The sequence below is a fragment of the Methylomonas sp. BG-2 genome (assembly GCF_057766305.1).
Map to the genome: position 1 here is coordinate 1 of NZ_JBYMAP010000109.1, position 14,404 is coordinate 14,404.

The window sequence follows — 14,404 nt, forward strand, 5'->3', positions numbered from 1 at the left end:
GCGGCGGCGACATCAACCGCGCGTATAAACTGCAAAGCGATACGACCACTTGGTTCGTGAAAATAAACCGGGGCGAGCTGGCCGACATGTTCGCCGCCGAAGCCGAGGGCTTGCGGGAAATCCATCGAACCGAAACAGTGCGGGTTCCGGAACCGGTATGCCACGGCCGCTTCGAACAACACGCCTATCTGGTGTTGCATTACATCGAACTGGACACTTTACATTCCGGCGCGGCCGGCCGCTTCGGGGAACAATTGGCGCGCCTGCACCGGATACGCCAACCCTGGTTCGGCTGGCACCGCGACAACACAATAGGCTCCACGCCACAATTCAACCAGCGCGCCGACGACTGGGTCGAATTTTGGCGCGACCGGCGCTTGGGCGAACAATTGCGCATCGCGTCCGAAAACGGTCATGGCGGTCCGCTACAAACCTTGGGCGAGCGCTTGCGGGAACGCGTCGGCGAATTTTTCAGCGACTACCGGCCGCATCCGTCTTTGTTGCACGGCGACCTGTGGGGCGGCAACGCCGGCTGCGACGCGCAAGGCCAGCCACTGATGTTCGATCCGGCTTGTTATTACGGCGACCGCGAGGCCGACATCGCGATGACCGAGCTGTTCGGCGGTTTCAGCCGGGATTTCTACGCGGCCTACCAAAGGGAATATCCACTGGACAGCGGCTACAAGACCCGGCTGACGCTGTATAACCTGTACCACATTCTCAACCATCTGAACCTGTTCGGCGGCGGCTATCAAAGCCAAGCCCAGCGCATGATGGAACAGCTTCTGGCGGAATTGGGTTAAATTCCGATCGATGTTTGACTGCGTGCGTCGTTCCGGCGCGGTTGCCCGTATCCAACACCGTCGTGGGAGCTGCTTTAGGCGCGACGGAGGCAATTCGAATGCCGGCGCCTTCGCTCGCGGCCTTCCCTTGATCCGGCGCTAGCTGAATTCGCCCACCTCGGCGGCTACTTGCAGCAGCTTGGCAAAGCTATCGCTATCCAGACAGTTGCCGAAAAAATAGCCCTGCACTTCGTCGCAATCCAATTCGCGTAAAAACGCCGCCTGCTCGGCGGTCTCGACGCCTTCCGCCAATACCGTCATCTTCAGACTTTGTCCCAGCGCGAGAATGGCGCGGGTAATCGCGACATCGTTGCTATCTTGCGGAATGTCCATCACAAACGAACGGTCGATTTTCAGCTTGGAGACCGGCAGACGTTTCAAGTATCCGAGCGACGAATGGCCGGTACCGAAATCGTCGATCGCCAAGGTCACGCCCAAGTCGCGCAATTGTTCCAACACCCCGACATTAGACTCGGCCTGGCGCATGATGTAGGTCTCGGTGATTTCCAATTCCAGGTAGTTAGCGGGCAAGCCGGTCGAGGCCAGGGTTTGGCTGACCACCGCCAATATATTGCCGCGCTCGATTTGCACGCCGGACAGATTCACCGCGACCCGCGGCAGATGCAAACCCGAGTCCAACCAGACCTTCAGTTGGCGGCAGGCCATCAACAACACCCATTCGCCGATCGGTACGATCAAGCCGCAATCCTCGGCGATAGGAATGAATTTGTCGGGCGAAATCATGCCCAAATCCTTATGAAACCAACGCAACAACACTTCCGCGCCGGCCAAACGGCCGTCACCGATCCGGTATTGCGGTTGGTAATACAATTTCAGCTCGCCGCGCGCGACAGCCTCGCGCAACTCGCCTTCGAGATACAGCCGTTCGTTGGCGCGGGCCGTCAAATGAGCTTCGTAAAACTGGAAATTGCCCCTGCCCTGTTCCTTGGCTTGATACATCGCCAAATCGGCATGCTTGATCAACGTGGTCGCATCGTTGCCGTCGCCGGGAAAACGGCTGATGCCTATCGAGGTGCCGATATCCAGGCGATGGCCCGCGACGTTAAACGGCAGCGTCAACGCGCCGAGGATTTTGGCGGCGATCCGTTCGATGTCCGGTTGATGGCGGGTATCTTCCAGCAGGATGATGAACTCGTCGCCACCCAGCCGGGCCACGGTATCGATTTCCCGCAAACTATCCCGAAGCCGCTGCGCCACCGCGCGCAACAGCTCATCGCCGACCGGATGACCCAAGGTATCGTTGACGTGCTTGAACCGATCCAAATCCAGAAATAACACCGCCAAGCCTTGGCCTTCGCGCTGCGCGCGCCGCAACGCGTGTTCGCAACGTTCGTTCAGCAACTGCCGGTTCGGCAGGCCGGTCAACACGTCGTAATACGCCAGACGATGGATGTGCTCGGCGTTGCGCTTTTGCTCGCTGAGATCGTAAAACACGCCGATGTAATGGAGCAAGCGGCCGTCCGCCGCCCGCACCACCGAGATGCTCTGCCAAAGCGGCACCACGCCGCCGTCGCGGCGGCGATCCCAAATCTCGCCCTGCCATTTGCCGTCGCGTTCCAGAGTCCGCCATAAATTTCGATAAAAGTGCGCGTCCTGATTGCCGGATTTCAACAACCTGGCCTTATGCCCCAACACTTCCGGCGGCGCGTAACCCAGGATTTCCGAAAACGCCCGATTCACCTTGATGATGCGGGTCTTGGCGTCGGTAATCATGATGCCGTTCAAGCTGTTGTCGAACACGCTGGCCGCCAGTTCCTGCTCGGACTCGGCATCGCGCTGCGCGGTAATATCCTGCACCGTGCCGAACGAACGCAACGGCCGGCCATCGCTGTCGTAATGCGTGACGCAGCGCTCGTGCACCCATTTGATTCGGTCGCCGGCCAACAACAAGCGGTGATCGATCGAAAATGCGCACGGCGAGCGCAGGGAATCGGCGTAGGCCTGGTCCACCGCGCCCCGGTCGTCCGGGTGCACCAAGGCCAGAAATGCTTGATAGTTGGTCGGCGCCCGCGCGGCGTCCAGCTCGAATATCCGGCACACTTCCTCGGACCAGATCAAGCGGTCCGACGCCAAATCCAGCTCCCAATGTCCCAGCTGGGCGATGTGCTGAGCTTCCTTGAGCAGACTTTCGCTGCGCCGCAAGCGGTTTTGCTGATTTTTCAACGCGCTGATGTCGGTCGCGCAAATCACCGCCCCCTCTTCCTTGCCTTGCGGGCTGTGCAACAAACTCGCTTCCACCCAATAATCGCGGAAGGCGCCGCCTTGATCGGCCAGACGGTGCTCGGCCGCGTAACCGCCGGCGCGGCGCACCGTCTCGAACAGCGGCGAATACACCGGCCAAGGCAGTTCCGGCAAATGGTCCATCAAGGTTTGCAATTCGTCGGGAAACAGCCATTCGTCCAGGACTCGGCCCTCGATCGCCGCCGGCTGCTCGCCCATTGCTTCGACGCAACGCCGATTGATCTGACTGATTCGGCCTTCCGGTCCCAATACAATCACCAACGCGCCGGTGGTGTCCATCACCCGCTGGGTAAAATTGGTCTGCGTAAGTTGGCGCAGATTGGCGGCCCGCAGCGCGCTACTTTGCGTCTCCAACGCCCGCAGCATCGTGTCGGTTTGCTCCGCGCCCTTCACCATTTGTTTTTCCAGCGCCGAATTCGCCAGACGCAACGCGGCCAACTCCAGCTTCAGGCGATCCAATTCGCCCTGCAAATCCAGCTCAGTCATCGCCGGCTCCGATATAAGCCCGAATCAGCGCGACGGCCGGTGCCACGGCGGCCGCGACCGGCGCCGACAAACCCGGCCGAAACGCCGACACTTCGGCGGCTTCGACCGCGACGATACGGATGCGCGGCGGCGGCTCCGGCATCGCTTGCAAGGCTTGCAACACATAGCCGACGCCGCTGCCGTGCCCGGCCTGAGGGGTCTCGGCCAGCACGTCGCCCGGCGCCAGTTCCCGCAAGCGGCCCGGCTCGGCGCCCGGCGCCAAACTGTCGACGATAATGGCTTCACCGCAATCCCGAAACAACAGCAGCGCGTTCAAGCCCGACGTACCGGCGTCGAATACCCGCCAACCGGCCGGCAACGCAGCTTTACTCAAGCGCGAATATACCGCCGCGCCGAAGCCGTCGTCGCCGTGCAGCGGATTGCCGAAACAGACGATATGTGACATCAACGCCACCATCAAGGCAGAAAACGCCAGCGCCGGCCGGTGTCCAGCATATGCACCGTGCAAACCAAACAAGGATCGTGAGACCGGATCACATGGCCGATTTCGACCGGATCGTCAGGATCGGCCACGCTCAGACCCACCAGACTTTGCTCCCAGTGGCCGGGAAGCCCGGCACTGTCGCGCGGCGAGGCGTTCCAGGCCGTCGGCGTGACGATCTGATATTTTTCGATCACGCCGTCGCGTATCCGCAGCCAATGCCCCAGCGCCCCGCGCGCGGCCATGATTAGGCCGTACCCTTCACCGTCGATTTCGGCATGCTTGGCCGGATTGGCGATATGCGGCTCGCCGAGATGCTCGGCCAATTCTTGCAAGTGCCGTTCGGCCTGCGCCAATTCGTAAGCGATGCGGCGAACCCTGGCGAATTGCCGCAACCAGGCGTTGCCGCCCTCGGTCGCGTAAAGATCGGCGATTAACGCGTCGCCGCCGATCAGCAATTCGGCCAGCGGGCCGGTTTGCACGACTTTGTCGGCGTAGCGCGGCGCTTTCGCCCAGGTGTAGCGATCGCTGCCGGGTTGATAATCCGGAACCGTTTCGCCTTGCCAAGGGTGGCGGCCGCCCGGATAGGGCCGAAACCAGGAGTGGCGGACGTGCTCGTTAATCAGCGCTTGGTCGAGTTCGGCGATACGCCCGGTATCGCCGTCATAAAAACCGCCCGGCACCAGTCTGGCGCTATGCGGCGCATCCCAGTGGGCCGGATCGCACCAAGCGCCGAAACTGATCATGTGCGGCGTACCGGGCGCCATCCGTTGCAAACGCAGGTCGCGCGCGCAACGGCTCAACAAACCCAGCGCGCTGCCGGCATGCGCCGGCCGTTCCAGCCACTCGAAATAGCCGGCGGCGCTATCCAGCGCCAGCCATTCGTCCAGCGGCGCTCCAATGACGGCACGCTCGTACCAGTCGCGCACCTCGGCGAAGATGGTCCGGCAGGCCAGCAGTCGGCGGGCATCGGCCGGCGAGGTGACGCCGCCCGGCATCATGTAAGACGAATGCGGCCATTGCCCACCGAAATGGGCGACGACTTCGACCACCCGCCGAGTCATTGCCAGGGTTTCCCGGTGCACGTTGCCGACGAACGGCGCGAACGCGGCCTCAGCCGCCGCGAACCAGGGCCGGTCGTGGTAGCGGGCGTTGCGGAAATCCGGCGCGAAAAACAAGAAGGTTTGACGCAAATCGTTTTGGATGCCTTCCGCGATCAGACAGAGGTTGCGTATCCGGGTGGCATTGGCCGGCACCGGCAGCCGCCAAGCATGTTCCAAGGCCAACACCGCCGCGTACAAATGCGCGGTGCCGCAAATCCCGCAGACCCTGGGTGTGAGCACCAGCGCATCGCGCGGACTACGCCCAACCAAAATTTGCTCGAAGCCGCGGTACAGCGTGCCGACCGTGCGCGCTTCCACGACAACGCCGTCTTCCAGACTCAGCGCCAGTTCCAGATCGCCCTCGACCCGGTTCAAATTGACGTTCAATTCGATCCGCGCCATCAGACGTCCATGTCCTTGCCCTCGACCCGCGCCGGCGCGGCCGCCCTGGCCAGATTCTTGTAGGCCATGTAGCGGGCCCGTTCCACGCCCATCGGCAGCCGTACTGGGATGTCGCCGATTTTTTCGGTGCTGAACAAATCGACTTCGCGCGGAAAATCCGGCGAAGTGCAGCCGAAACACGGCACGCCGGCGCGGGTTTTGCTGTTCACGCCGTTCCATAAGTCGCTGTTGCACACCGCCTGCGTCATCGGCCCCTGGCAACCGAGATTAAAAAACAGACAAGCCTTGCCGCCGAATTCGGAATCTTCGATGTCGTATTCGTGGTATTCGTTGCGAGTGCAGCCCTGATGCACGACGGTATTGAAAAAAGCCAACGGCCGATTCAACTCGTCCAGCGGCAAGGCCATGCCGGCCGCCAACCAGGCCAGGGTTTGCGTCATCGTATGCGGATGGGCCGGACATCCGGCCAGATTGACGACCGGCCAACCGCGTCGCGAGCGCCATTCCGCCGGCAACAGACCGCTCGGCAAATCGCGGTCGAATTGCAAACCGATACAGTCGCTGGGATTGGGCGCCGCGGCATGCACGCCGCCGAAGGCCGCGCACGTTCCCATCGCCACGACGACGCCGGCGCGCTGAGCCAGTTCGCGGACGATCTCCATCCGCGCTCGTCCCCGATAACTGTCGTACAGGCCGGTGCCGCGCGGCGCCGTGACGATACTACCTTCCACGCACAAAATATCCAGCGGCCGTTCTCCGGCGCCTATGGCTGCAATCAGACGGTCGTGCTCGCGCATCGACGCGCTGGACAGGGATGGATGCCAGAGCAGCTCGACGCCGTGCGCCGCGAACAGTTGCTCGATGCTGGGCGACTGGGCGCTGAGTATCGCCAGCGATTCGCCGCCGCATGCACCGGTTTGTAACCAAAATAACGTTGCCACCACCACTCCCGAGAACCGTGTTGGTCGCATTGTATTGAAATTGGCTCTGATCGGCCAATTTCAAGCAAGCGGCCGATACGTCACCCGGCATTCGCTACCGTGCCGATGCGCGCTCGAGCCTCCCCAGGTCGCTGCCGCACCGACGATGGACGGATTGCAGCCGCGACCATTGGGGTAAGCGCCGCCTACCCCGTCCCGTGCAAAGTTGGTCCAACCGCCGGCTAACGCCGGGTCGCGTCGTATTGCTGGCCGTCGTCGGTCACCGCGCTGCCGCGCGTCGGCGGCACCATCACGCTGACCGTGCCTTGGCAGGACAAGCTGGCGTAGCTGGCGGTAAAAGCGACCCGATAGGTCCGACCATTGCCGCTAAAGGCCTGGTTTTTCGGCTGTTGGCCCTGGCGCTCCGCACGTAACTGCAACACATCCAGCGCCAGCGGTTTTTTCGCGCTGCGTTTGGTGCGGGTGATTTTGGCGTCCGGACTGGTTTTATCCTTCAGCGCCGGGTTTTTCAGCGGTTCGTCCTGGGTTACCGTATCGATACGCAAATCGTAATTCGGTTTGGCGGTATTAATTCCCGGACCGGTAATGCCCTGAACCTGCACTTTTTGCATCGCGCCGTTCGGCGACCACAAATAGGTTTTGCTGGGCCGGGCTTGCGAGCAATCCAGCAAACCGTCGTCGTTATTGACGACCACATCGACGCTGGCTTCCGCCGAAGCCGGATTATCGGCATCGTCGGTCACGGTCAGTTTGAAACTCAAGGTTTCCGAACCGCTGGCCAGCCACGGCGCGGTGAAACTGGCGGTCGCGGTTTGCGGGTTATGCAGGGTGACGGCGGTGCCGCCGGTCTGCTCCCATTGATAGCTCAAGCCGTCGCCGTCGGCATCGCTGGCGCTGCCGGCCAAGGTCACCAGACCGGCTTCGGCCACCGATTGATCGTCGCCGGCATCGACGCTGGGCGACCGATTGCCCGGCGGAGGATTTTGATTGCCGGCGTTGACGGTGATCGTCACGGTATCGGGATCGCTTTGCAGACTGCCGTCGCTGACCGTCAACGCGAACACCAGCGTGCCGGCCGTGGCCGGCGCGGTAAAAGTGGGCCGTTGCGCGGTGGCGCTGGACAGCGTCACCGTCTCGCCGGACAACTGTGTCCATTGATATGCGGCGATCGTGTCGCTGTCGGGATCGCTGCTGGCGCTGCCATCCAGTTGCAGAGTGGCGCCGGCATCGACCGCGGCGTCGCTGCCGGCGTTGGCCAACGGCGCGTGGTTGACGGTCGGCACGCCGGCGGCGATGACCACGGTCGGCACCGATTCTATCGTCTCGCCGCCGGTCAGGTTGGGCAAGCTGCGAACCTTGACCGCCGCCAGTATCGTCGGCGCGCCGGCATCGGCGGTGCCGCCGCGAATCGCGGCCACCAGTTTATCGACGGTTAACGGACTCGGCAGACTTTCATCGTTCTGAAACTGCACGTGGCCGGTCTCGCCGACCGCCAAGCGGGCGCCCAAGCTGCTCGGCGTCTCGGAACGCGGAAAACCCAGCTCGCTGGTAAAGGTAAAGCCATCGACGGTGGCCACGTCTTCCTGCGGCTCCCAGCGGTCGGATTGGGCGCTGTCGTCGCTGAATTGTTCGACCACGATGCCGGGCAATTCCGGCGCGGTGTAGTCGAAGGCCAGCAGCAGCCCGGATAAATAACTGGTGGCACCGACGCCCGGCACCAGATTGGAAGCGACGTTGGTCAGGCGCAAATCGACGGCCGGCAAGCCGTTCGAATCGATGACATCCTCGAAATGGGCGGTGGCGATGGTCTGGCCGGTGCCGGCGGTCGGCGTCAGCCGGTAATTGAAGACCAGGTCCAGCGTCGCGGCTGGCGCCGCGCCGCCGAACAACGCGCCGCCGACCAACAGGGTCGAAACGATTTTTTTCATACAGTCTCCGCGCAACTTTTAAAATTTCAACCGCAGTCCGACCCAGGCGCCGAACGGCGCGCCCGGTCCCAGGAAACGCGGATTGCTGTAATTTTGAAAACCGGGCAATTCGTTGGCTTCGCCCAGCATGCCGAACGATTCGTAGTCGGTGTCGAACACGTTTTCCATGATCAAAAAGGTCGCCAGATTCGGCGTCCACTGATAATTGGCGTGCAGATTCATCACGAAATAGGGATCGGTTTCGCCCAGGAAATTGCCTTCGTCGCCGCGCAGGAATTGGCCTGAGTTGAACAAGCCGTCGCCGCCCACGGTCAGCGCGGTGGTCACCGGCACGGTCAGTCCCAATTTCAGACTGTGTTGCGGGATGCCCGGCATTCGGTCGCCTTTTTGGACGGGTATCACCGCGCTGTATTCGCCGTTGTCGCCGAAGGTTTCTATCCGATTCGGATGCGTCGGGCTGCTGACGAAGAAATTGTTCTGGAAGGTGGCGTCAACGAAGCTGTAACGCAGATACCAGCGCCAATCCTCGCGGAACACGCCGGACAAGCCGGCTTCCATGCCGACCCGGCGGGTATCGCCGACATTCGAGAAAAACCCGACGTTGGACGTCGCGCCGCCGGTGGATTGGAAAATGATGTCGTTTTTATTGATGGTATGGAAAAACCCGACGTTCCAGGCCGTGTCCTGGTCGAGTTGGCCGCGAAATCCAGCCTCGAAGCTTTCGGCGACGACTTGCTGCAAATGCGGGTCGGCCAGGAAGGCGTTCGGCAGCCGACACTCGGCGTTCGGATCGGAACAAGCCAGTTCGACAATGGTCGGCGCCCGCGCCGATTCGCTGTAACCGCCGTAAACGCCCAGTTTGTCGTTGACCTTCCAGGTCAAGCCGGCCGACGGGTTGAAACGGCTGTAGCCATGGTTGTCGTTCAACTCCGGACTGTTGCCCAAACCGTCGAGCAAGCGAATCACGGTGTCGTTAAAGCGGCCGCCGAAGCTCAGGGTCACGGCATCGGTCAAATCCAGCGCATCGTTGAAGAAGGCCGACCAAGTCGTGGTGCCGCCTTTCAGGCCGGTGGCGTCGTCCGGAATGAAAATGCCGGAGCGGCTGGTACTGCGGTCGCCCAGCAAGCGGACGATTTCCACCTGCGAGCCGTAGTTGACGATACCCCGGTTGTAACCGAAACCGGTAATCAACTGATTGTTCAAGCCGAACAGTTTGTGCTGAAACGTAGCTTGACCGGTGGCGCCGAAGCTCTTTTGCTTACGGGTGCTGATGTTATTGATCGCGTTCAAAGGCTGGTCCGGATTGTCGTAACCGACCGGATTGCCGTTTTGGTCGCGGACGATCCATTGCGACAGGATGTCGGAACCGGCCATGCCGGCGATGTCGTCCGGACAGTCGCCCGGCTCGGCGGTTTCCCGAGCAATGCCCTGGCTGGTCAGGAAGGACCAGAAACTGTCGCCGCTGTAACCGTCGCTGCCCGGAAACAGCGGGTAGGCCGGCAAGCCGTCGAGATTGCGGTCGTACAGCGCGCCGGCTTCGGAACAATCGATGTAGGCGGTATCGTCGCCGTTGAAGGATCGCGTCACGGTATCGCGGTAAAACGCGTTACCGGCCAGTTGCACCTTATCGTTCAGCCAATGGGTACCTTCCAGCGTGAAAAACTTCATGTCGTTTTCGGTGCGGTCGGGCGACGTGAAAATCGCCGAGCGGTTGTCGCGCAACAATTCGGTCGGTACCGCGCCGTTGCCGATCAAGTCGCTGTTGCCGTACAAGGCGCTGAAATCCAGCGACGATTTGTCCGAACGCCAGCCCAGCGAACCGTAGACATTGATGGCCTCGGACGGCGAGGAATCCCGCCAGCCGTCCTCGGCGAAGCGCCGCACATTCACGAAATACCCCAGACTGCCGTCGTTGCCGCCGCTTTCGGCCGACACCACGTTGCGGCCCCAGGCACCGCCGTAGGCTTCCAGCTCGTGGCCCGGCGAATTGAACCCGTTCTTGGTTTGCAGCGATACCGCGCCGCCCAAGGTATTCAAGCCGAACAAGGGGTTGGCGCCGCTGAACACGTTCATGCTCTTGATCATCGATTCCGGCAACATATCCCAGTTAACGGTGTCGCCGAACGGATCGTTATAGCGCACGCCATTCACGTACACGCTCATCCCCATCGGTAAACCCAGCAACGGCGACGCGGTAAAACCGCGAAAATTCAGGTCCGGTTGCAACGGATTGTTTTGCGCGGCATTCAACGTGACGCTACCGGTGGTGCGATTCATGAACGAGGTCAGATCGCTGGCTTCGGATTGGTCCAAATCACGGTCGGTGGCGGTTTGCACGTTGGCCGGGATTTTAGATTTGTCCAGACCGACCCCATGCACAGGCGTGACATCGACGATTTCGACCGCCTCCAGCGTATCGTCGCCGGCGGCCTCGGGCGGAGCGGCTTCGGCGCCGAACGCCGCGCACAGAAAAACCAGAGCCGCCGGTTTGGCGGAATGCTGCAATTGCTTCATGATCTTCAAGGAAATCGAGGGCCGCGACCGTCGGCGGCGCGACCCGATTGAACGGACGCGCCCGCCGGGGACGCGTCAAACCGAGGACGATTAGCGCTGCCGGCGTTTGCAGATCAAACCGATGCCGGCCAGCGCCGACAGAAATAACGGCAGCGCGGCGGGAACCGGTACCGGAGCAACCGCCAACACATTCAAGCGATACTGGGCTGGATTGCCGCCCGTGGCCGAATTGCCCCAGAATCCGCTGGCGGCAATACCGCGCAAGGCCGGATCGGCGTTGCCGGTGCCGCGCAATTTGATCCAGCCCAGCGCATCCGGTTGTTCCGGATGCAAGGCATTCTCAACGTAGTTGTCGGGATTGAGCAGGTTGGCGACACTGATGCCGGAAAAGCCGGCGCTGTTGTACAAGTCTATCGTGCTGCTGGTGCCGGCCACCAAGGTCTCGGCGGTGAAGTTGTACTCTTGTTCGAAAGCCGGATCGCCGGCCGCCGCGCCCCAACCGTCGATGGCGCCGTCTTCCTGCCACTCGATGCCGCCGCTTAAACCGCTGGAAGTGACCGGCGCCAGATTGACGCCGCCGACATAACTCCAATGTTGGTTATTGAATTCGTAACCGTTGTCGGTGGAGGTACCGGGGAAATTGAGTTCGAACGAGGAAATCCAAACTTTGGTACCGGCCGCGCCGCTGGCAAATTGCGCCAGGTCGCCGGCGGTCAATTGCACGCGCACGCCGCCGTAGCCGGCGCCGTTCAAACCCAAATCGGCCAAATCGGTGACGGTGATGCTCGCGACGTTGGCGACGCCACTGCCGCCGTACAGATTGGTGGCTATGTAATTAAAGTTCAGGGAGGTAGTCGCGGCGGACGCGGCGGACAGGTTCAACAGGGTTGCGCCGGCAAGCAGCCAGGATTTTTGCAAAAGCTTCATGGTCGTTATTATTTTTATCGAGGTTAAGGAGAACATCGAACATTAGCCGCCGCGCCGGCGCCGGGCTGGAGCAAAGCCCGACGCCGGCGCGGTGCTAACGAACGATCATCAGGCGCGGCGGCGGCGTTGCAACAGCCCAGCGCCGGCCAGCGCGGATGCAAACAGCGGTAAAGCCGCCGGTACCGGTACCGGTGTGGTGGTCGGTTCGTCCGCGCCAACCACCAGCGTGGCCACCGACTCGATGTTTTCGCCGCCGGTGATCGCGCCCAGACTGCGGACTTTGATCGCGGCCATGATGTCGGGAATAGACGCGTCGGCCGAATCGCCGCGCAGCGCTTCGACCAGCGCCGCGACGGTTAAGTCGCCCTGCTCCAGTCCGGTGTCCCACCAGAACTGAATGTGGGCGCTGTCGCCGACTCGCAAGCTGGCCAGACTGGTCGAGGAAGACGGATTCGAGGTGCCTTTCGGGAAACCCAATTCGCTGGTGAAAGTAAAGCCGTCGACGGTGGCAACGTCTTCTTGCGGCTCCCAGCGGTCGGACTGCGCGCTGTCGCCGTCGAATTGCTCGATAATGATGTTGGGCAATTCCTCGTCGGCAAAATTAAAAGCCAGCAACAGACCGGAAATGTAACTGGTGGAACCGACGCCCGGTACCAAATCCGACGCGACGTTGGTCAGGGTCAGGTCGATGCCTTTAAACCCGGTGCTGGTAATCACGTCTTCGAAATGAGCGGTGGCGATCGTGGTACCCAACGCGCCGGCACCCGGCGTCATGCGGTAATTGAAATCCAGATCCAGCGTGGCCGCCGCCGCGCCTTGACTCAGCGCGAATCCAACGCCCAACGCCAACAATTTAACGGCGTGGTTCAACGACTTGGGTAGGTAACTCATGTTGCGTCCTTTTTCCGAGATTAATAAAGAAAATTTCTCGGATATTCTCGGGAAGCGGCGCGAAATGGCTTAGGGAATTTTTCCCGGTAATCACGGGAATGCTTCCTGTTGTTAAATTTCGTTAATGCCTGGGCAGTTAGCGTGGAAAAAGCCTGCTAGGTGATTGAAGGTTCAGCCTCGCTTGCAGTCGCCACTCTGTCGCCAAGCACTCCGATCCCGCCGCGCGCCGACAGCAAGGACTGAATGACGCTACGATCCAGCGACCCGAGCTGGCGGCATCCTTGCCGGCGATACCCGCCGAGTATCTGGATGCGGCAGATCTTCGGCCACGGGTTCCGTTAAATTTACCGGCAAAGCTCGAGCTAGATTAAGCAAAGTGGATTGGCTGGTTGCAAGTAAGAGTGGCCAGTAGATTGAGTTTTCCAATGAACGCTTATCGGCGACAGGCTGAAGCTGCGATTGTGGAACCGGGCTGGGTTCAACGATAATGAAACCCAGCCAGACACCAGTAAAGCTGGGTTTCATCGCCGCCACTCAACCCAGCCTGGGGTCTGCGTCTTCCGACGCAATGAACCTCGCCGATTGCTTCAGCACTCGCGATTTCGCCGGACGCTTTAGCTATTGCACACGGCGGCCAACACAACGAGGTCATAAAATGTATTACTCCAATATGTACGAATACGGCGTCCACAACAACACGGTCGGAGTGACCGGATTTGTTACCTGTATCGGTGTCGTGTTCGTAACCAACCAGCAGCTATACGCCATCCACATTCCTCAAACGCCGGCAAGATATGCCGATGCACACCGGGAATTCGGAAATTTCATCGCGCGCACCGAGGGGCCTAGAGTGCAAGGCGATATCCTGGTGTTCTCCAACAGCCCGCAGAGAGCGGACGTCGTCAATGAGTTGCGGCCTTTGATCGGCGCCTTGAATGTGAATACGAGTACGCTTTACCGGCTGAATGGCCCCGGGCTCAATAACGCGGCTAATGCCGCCGCGGTCCAGGTAGACCGGGTGGTTGCGGGTGTGGCCGGCTTCGGCGTGAGCGTGAAGTACGAAGTCAATAACAACATCGCCTGGGTTGCCGGGGGTACCGCGCCGAGCGGCAGATATGCTCCAGGGGGACTAGGCGGGGGTGTCGTCCCTAATGTAGCGGCCAACTGGACCAACGTGACCGCGCTCAATAGCCAAATATCCAACCCCTGGTAATACGGCTGCTCCCCAAGTTTCGGACTTGGGGAGCATTTCCCGACACACTTCGCCCAACCAAACAATTCATCGTTTCAGACGAAAAAACGTTAGCGGAGTACGCGCAAATAGCCATTAGTTTTTCGCCAGTCCGGCAATATGTGTTGCTAGGGGCTGTTGCCCTTTTGAAAAAGCGCGACAGCCTTCTTTTTTCAATGCACGGCAGTTTTACTGTATTTGCTACATCGAAAATAAACCCTTTGACGGGGCTCGATCGCAGCGTTGGATTAAGAAAAATGGTAAGGGAAAAAATGATAGGTAGTTTAATCCCCTCGCCCTGCCCTCTCCCGCAAGGAGAGGGTTCTGTTTTGATTTTTACGGCAGCCTCTTGATGGGAAAAAAACCGGCCTCGCATGACATTCGTTGCCGGTCCCG

10 protein-coding genes are annotated in these 14,404 nt (G+C 60.7%); 2 read left to right on the forward strand and 8 right to left on the reverse strand.

Features of this window, described 5'->3' with window-relative positions; genetic code table 11:
* Window positions 1–803, forward strand: an 803-nt coding sequence (locus tag AC3B8H_RS11955) for a fructosamine kinase family protein (protein WP_488441801.1), incomplete at its 5' end; no start/stop codon positions are given.
* 138 nt (window positions 804–941) lie between these two features.
* Here AC3B8H_RS11955 and AC3B8H_RS11960 read toward each other — a convergent pair.
* The 8 genes from AC3B8H_RS11960 to AC3B8H_RS11995 form a co-directional block, all read right to left on the reverse strand.
* On the reverse strand, window positions 942–3,590 hold the full coding sequence (locus AC3B8H_RS11960; RefSeq protein WP_488441802.1) for a sensor domain-containing protein: 2,649 nt from the start codon (window positions 3,588–3,590) through the stop codon (window positions 942–944).
* Complete coding sequence (locus AC3B8H_RS11965; RefSeq protein ID WP_488441803.1) at window positions 3,583–4,035, reverse strand: hydrogenase maturation protease; 453 nt, start codon at window positions 4,033–4,035, stop codon at window positions 3,583–3,585. The genes AC3B8H_RS11960 and AC3B8H_RS11965 overlap by 8 nt, the downstream gene beginning before the upstream one ends.
* An 11-nt stretch (window positions 4,036–4,046) precedes the next feature.
* Complete coding sequence (locus AC3B8H_RS11970; protein WP_488441804.1) at window positions 4,047–5,576, reverse strand: nickel-dependent hydrogenase large subunit; 1,530 nt, start codon at window positions 5,574–5,576, stop codon at window positions 4,047–4,049.
* A complete protein-coding gene (locus AC3B8H_RS11975) occupies window positions 5,576–6,517 on the reverse strand; it encodes an NADH-quinone oxidoreductase subunit B family protein (RefSeq protein ID WP_488441805.1) in 942 nt (313 codons plus the stop codon). The genes AC3B8H_RS11970 and AC3B8H_RS11975 overlap by 1 nt, the downstream gene beginning before the upstream one ends.
* 221 nt (window positions 6,518–6,738) lie before the next feature.
* Window positions 6,739–8,445 carry a PKD domain-containing protein gene (locus AC3B8H_RS11980; RefSeq protein ID WP_488441806.1) on the reverse strand — a complete coding sequence of 569 codons (1,707 nt, stop codon included), beginning with the start codon at window positions 8,443–8,445 and terminating at the stop codon, window positions 6,739–6,741.
* An 18-nt stretch (window positions 8,446–8,463) separates the two neighbouring features.
* Window positions 8,464–10,959: a TonB-dependent receptor gene (locus AC3B8H_RS11985; RefSeq protein ID WP_488441807.1), complete on the reverse strand. Its 2,496-nt coding sequence runs from the start codon at window positions 10,957–10,959 to the stop codon at window positions 8,464–8,466.
* A gap of 90 nt (window positions 10,960–11,049) precedes the next feature.
* Window positions 11,050–11,886 carry a hypothetical protein gene (locus AC3B8H_RS11990; protein ID WP_488441808.1) on the reverse strand — a complete coding sequence of 279 codons (837 nt, stop codon included), beginning with the start codon at window positions 11,884–11,886 and terminating at the stop codon, window positions 11,050–11,052.
* Window positions 11,887–11,994: 108 nt separating this feature from the next.
* Complete coding sequence (locus tag AC3B8H_RS11995; protein ID WP_488441809.1) at window positions 11,995–12,777, reverse strand: VPLPA-CTERM sorting domain-containing protein; 783 nt, start codon at window positions 12,775–12,777, stop codon at window positions 11,995–11,997.
* A gap of 655 nt (window positions 12,778–13,432) precedes the next feature.
* On the opposite strand from AC3B8H_RS11995, the gene AC3B8H_RS12000 reads away from it, so the two are divergent.
* Window positions 13,433–13,990, forward strand: coding sequence for a hypothetical protein (locus AC3B8H_RS12000; RefSeq protein WP_488441810.1), 558 nt, complete (start codon window positions 13,433–13,435; stop codon window positions 13,988–13,990).
* The last annotated feature ends 414 nt before the right edge of the window (window positions 13,991–14,404 follow it).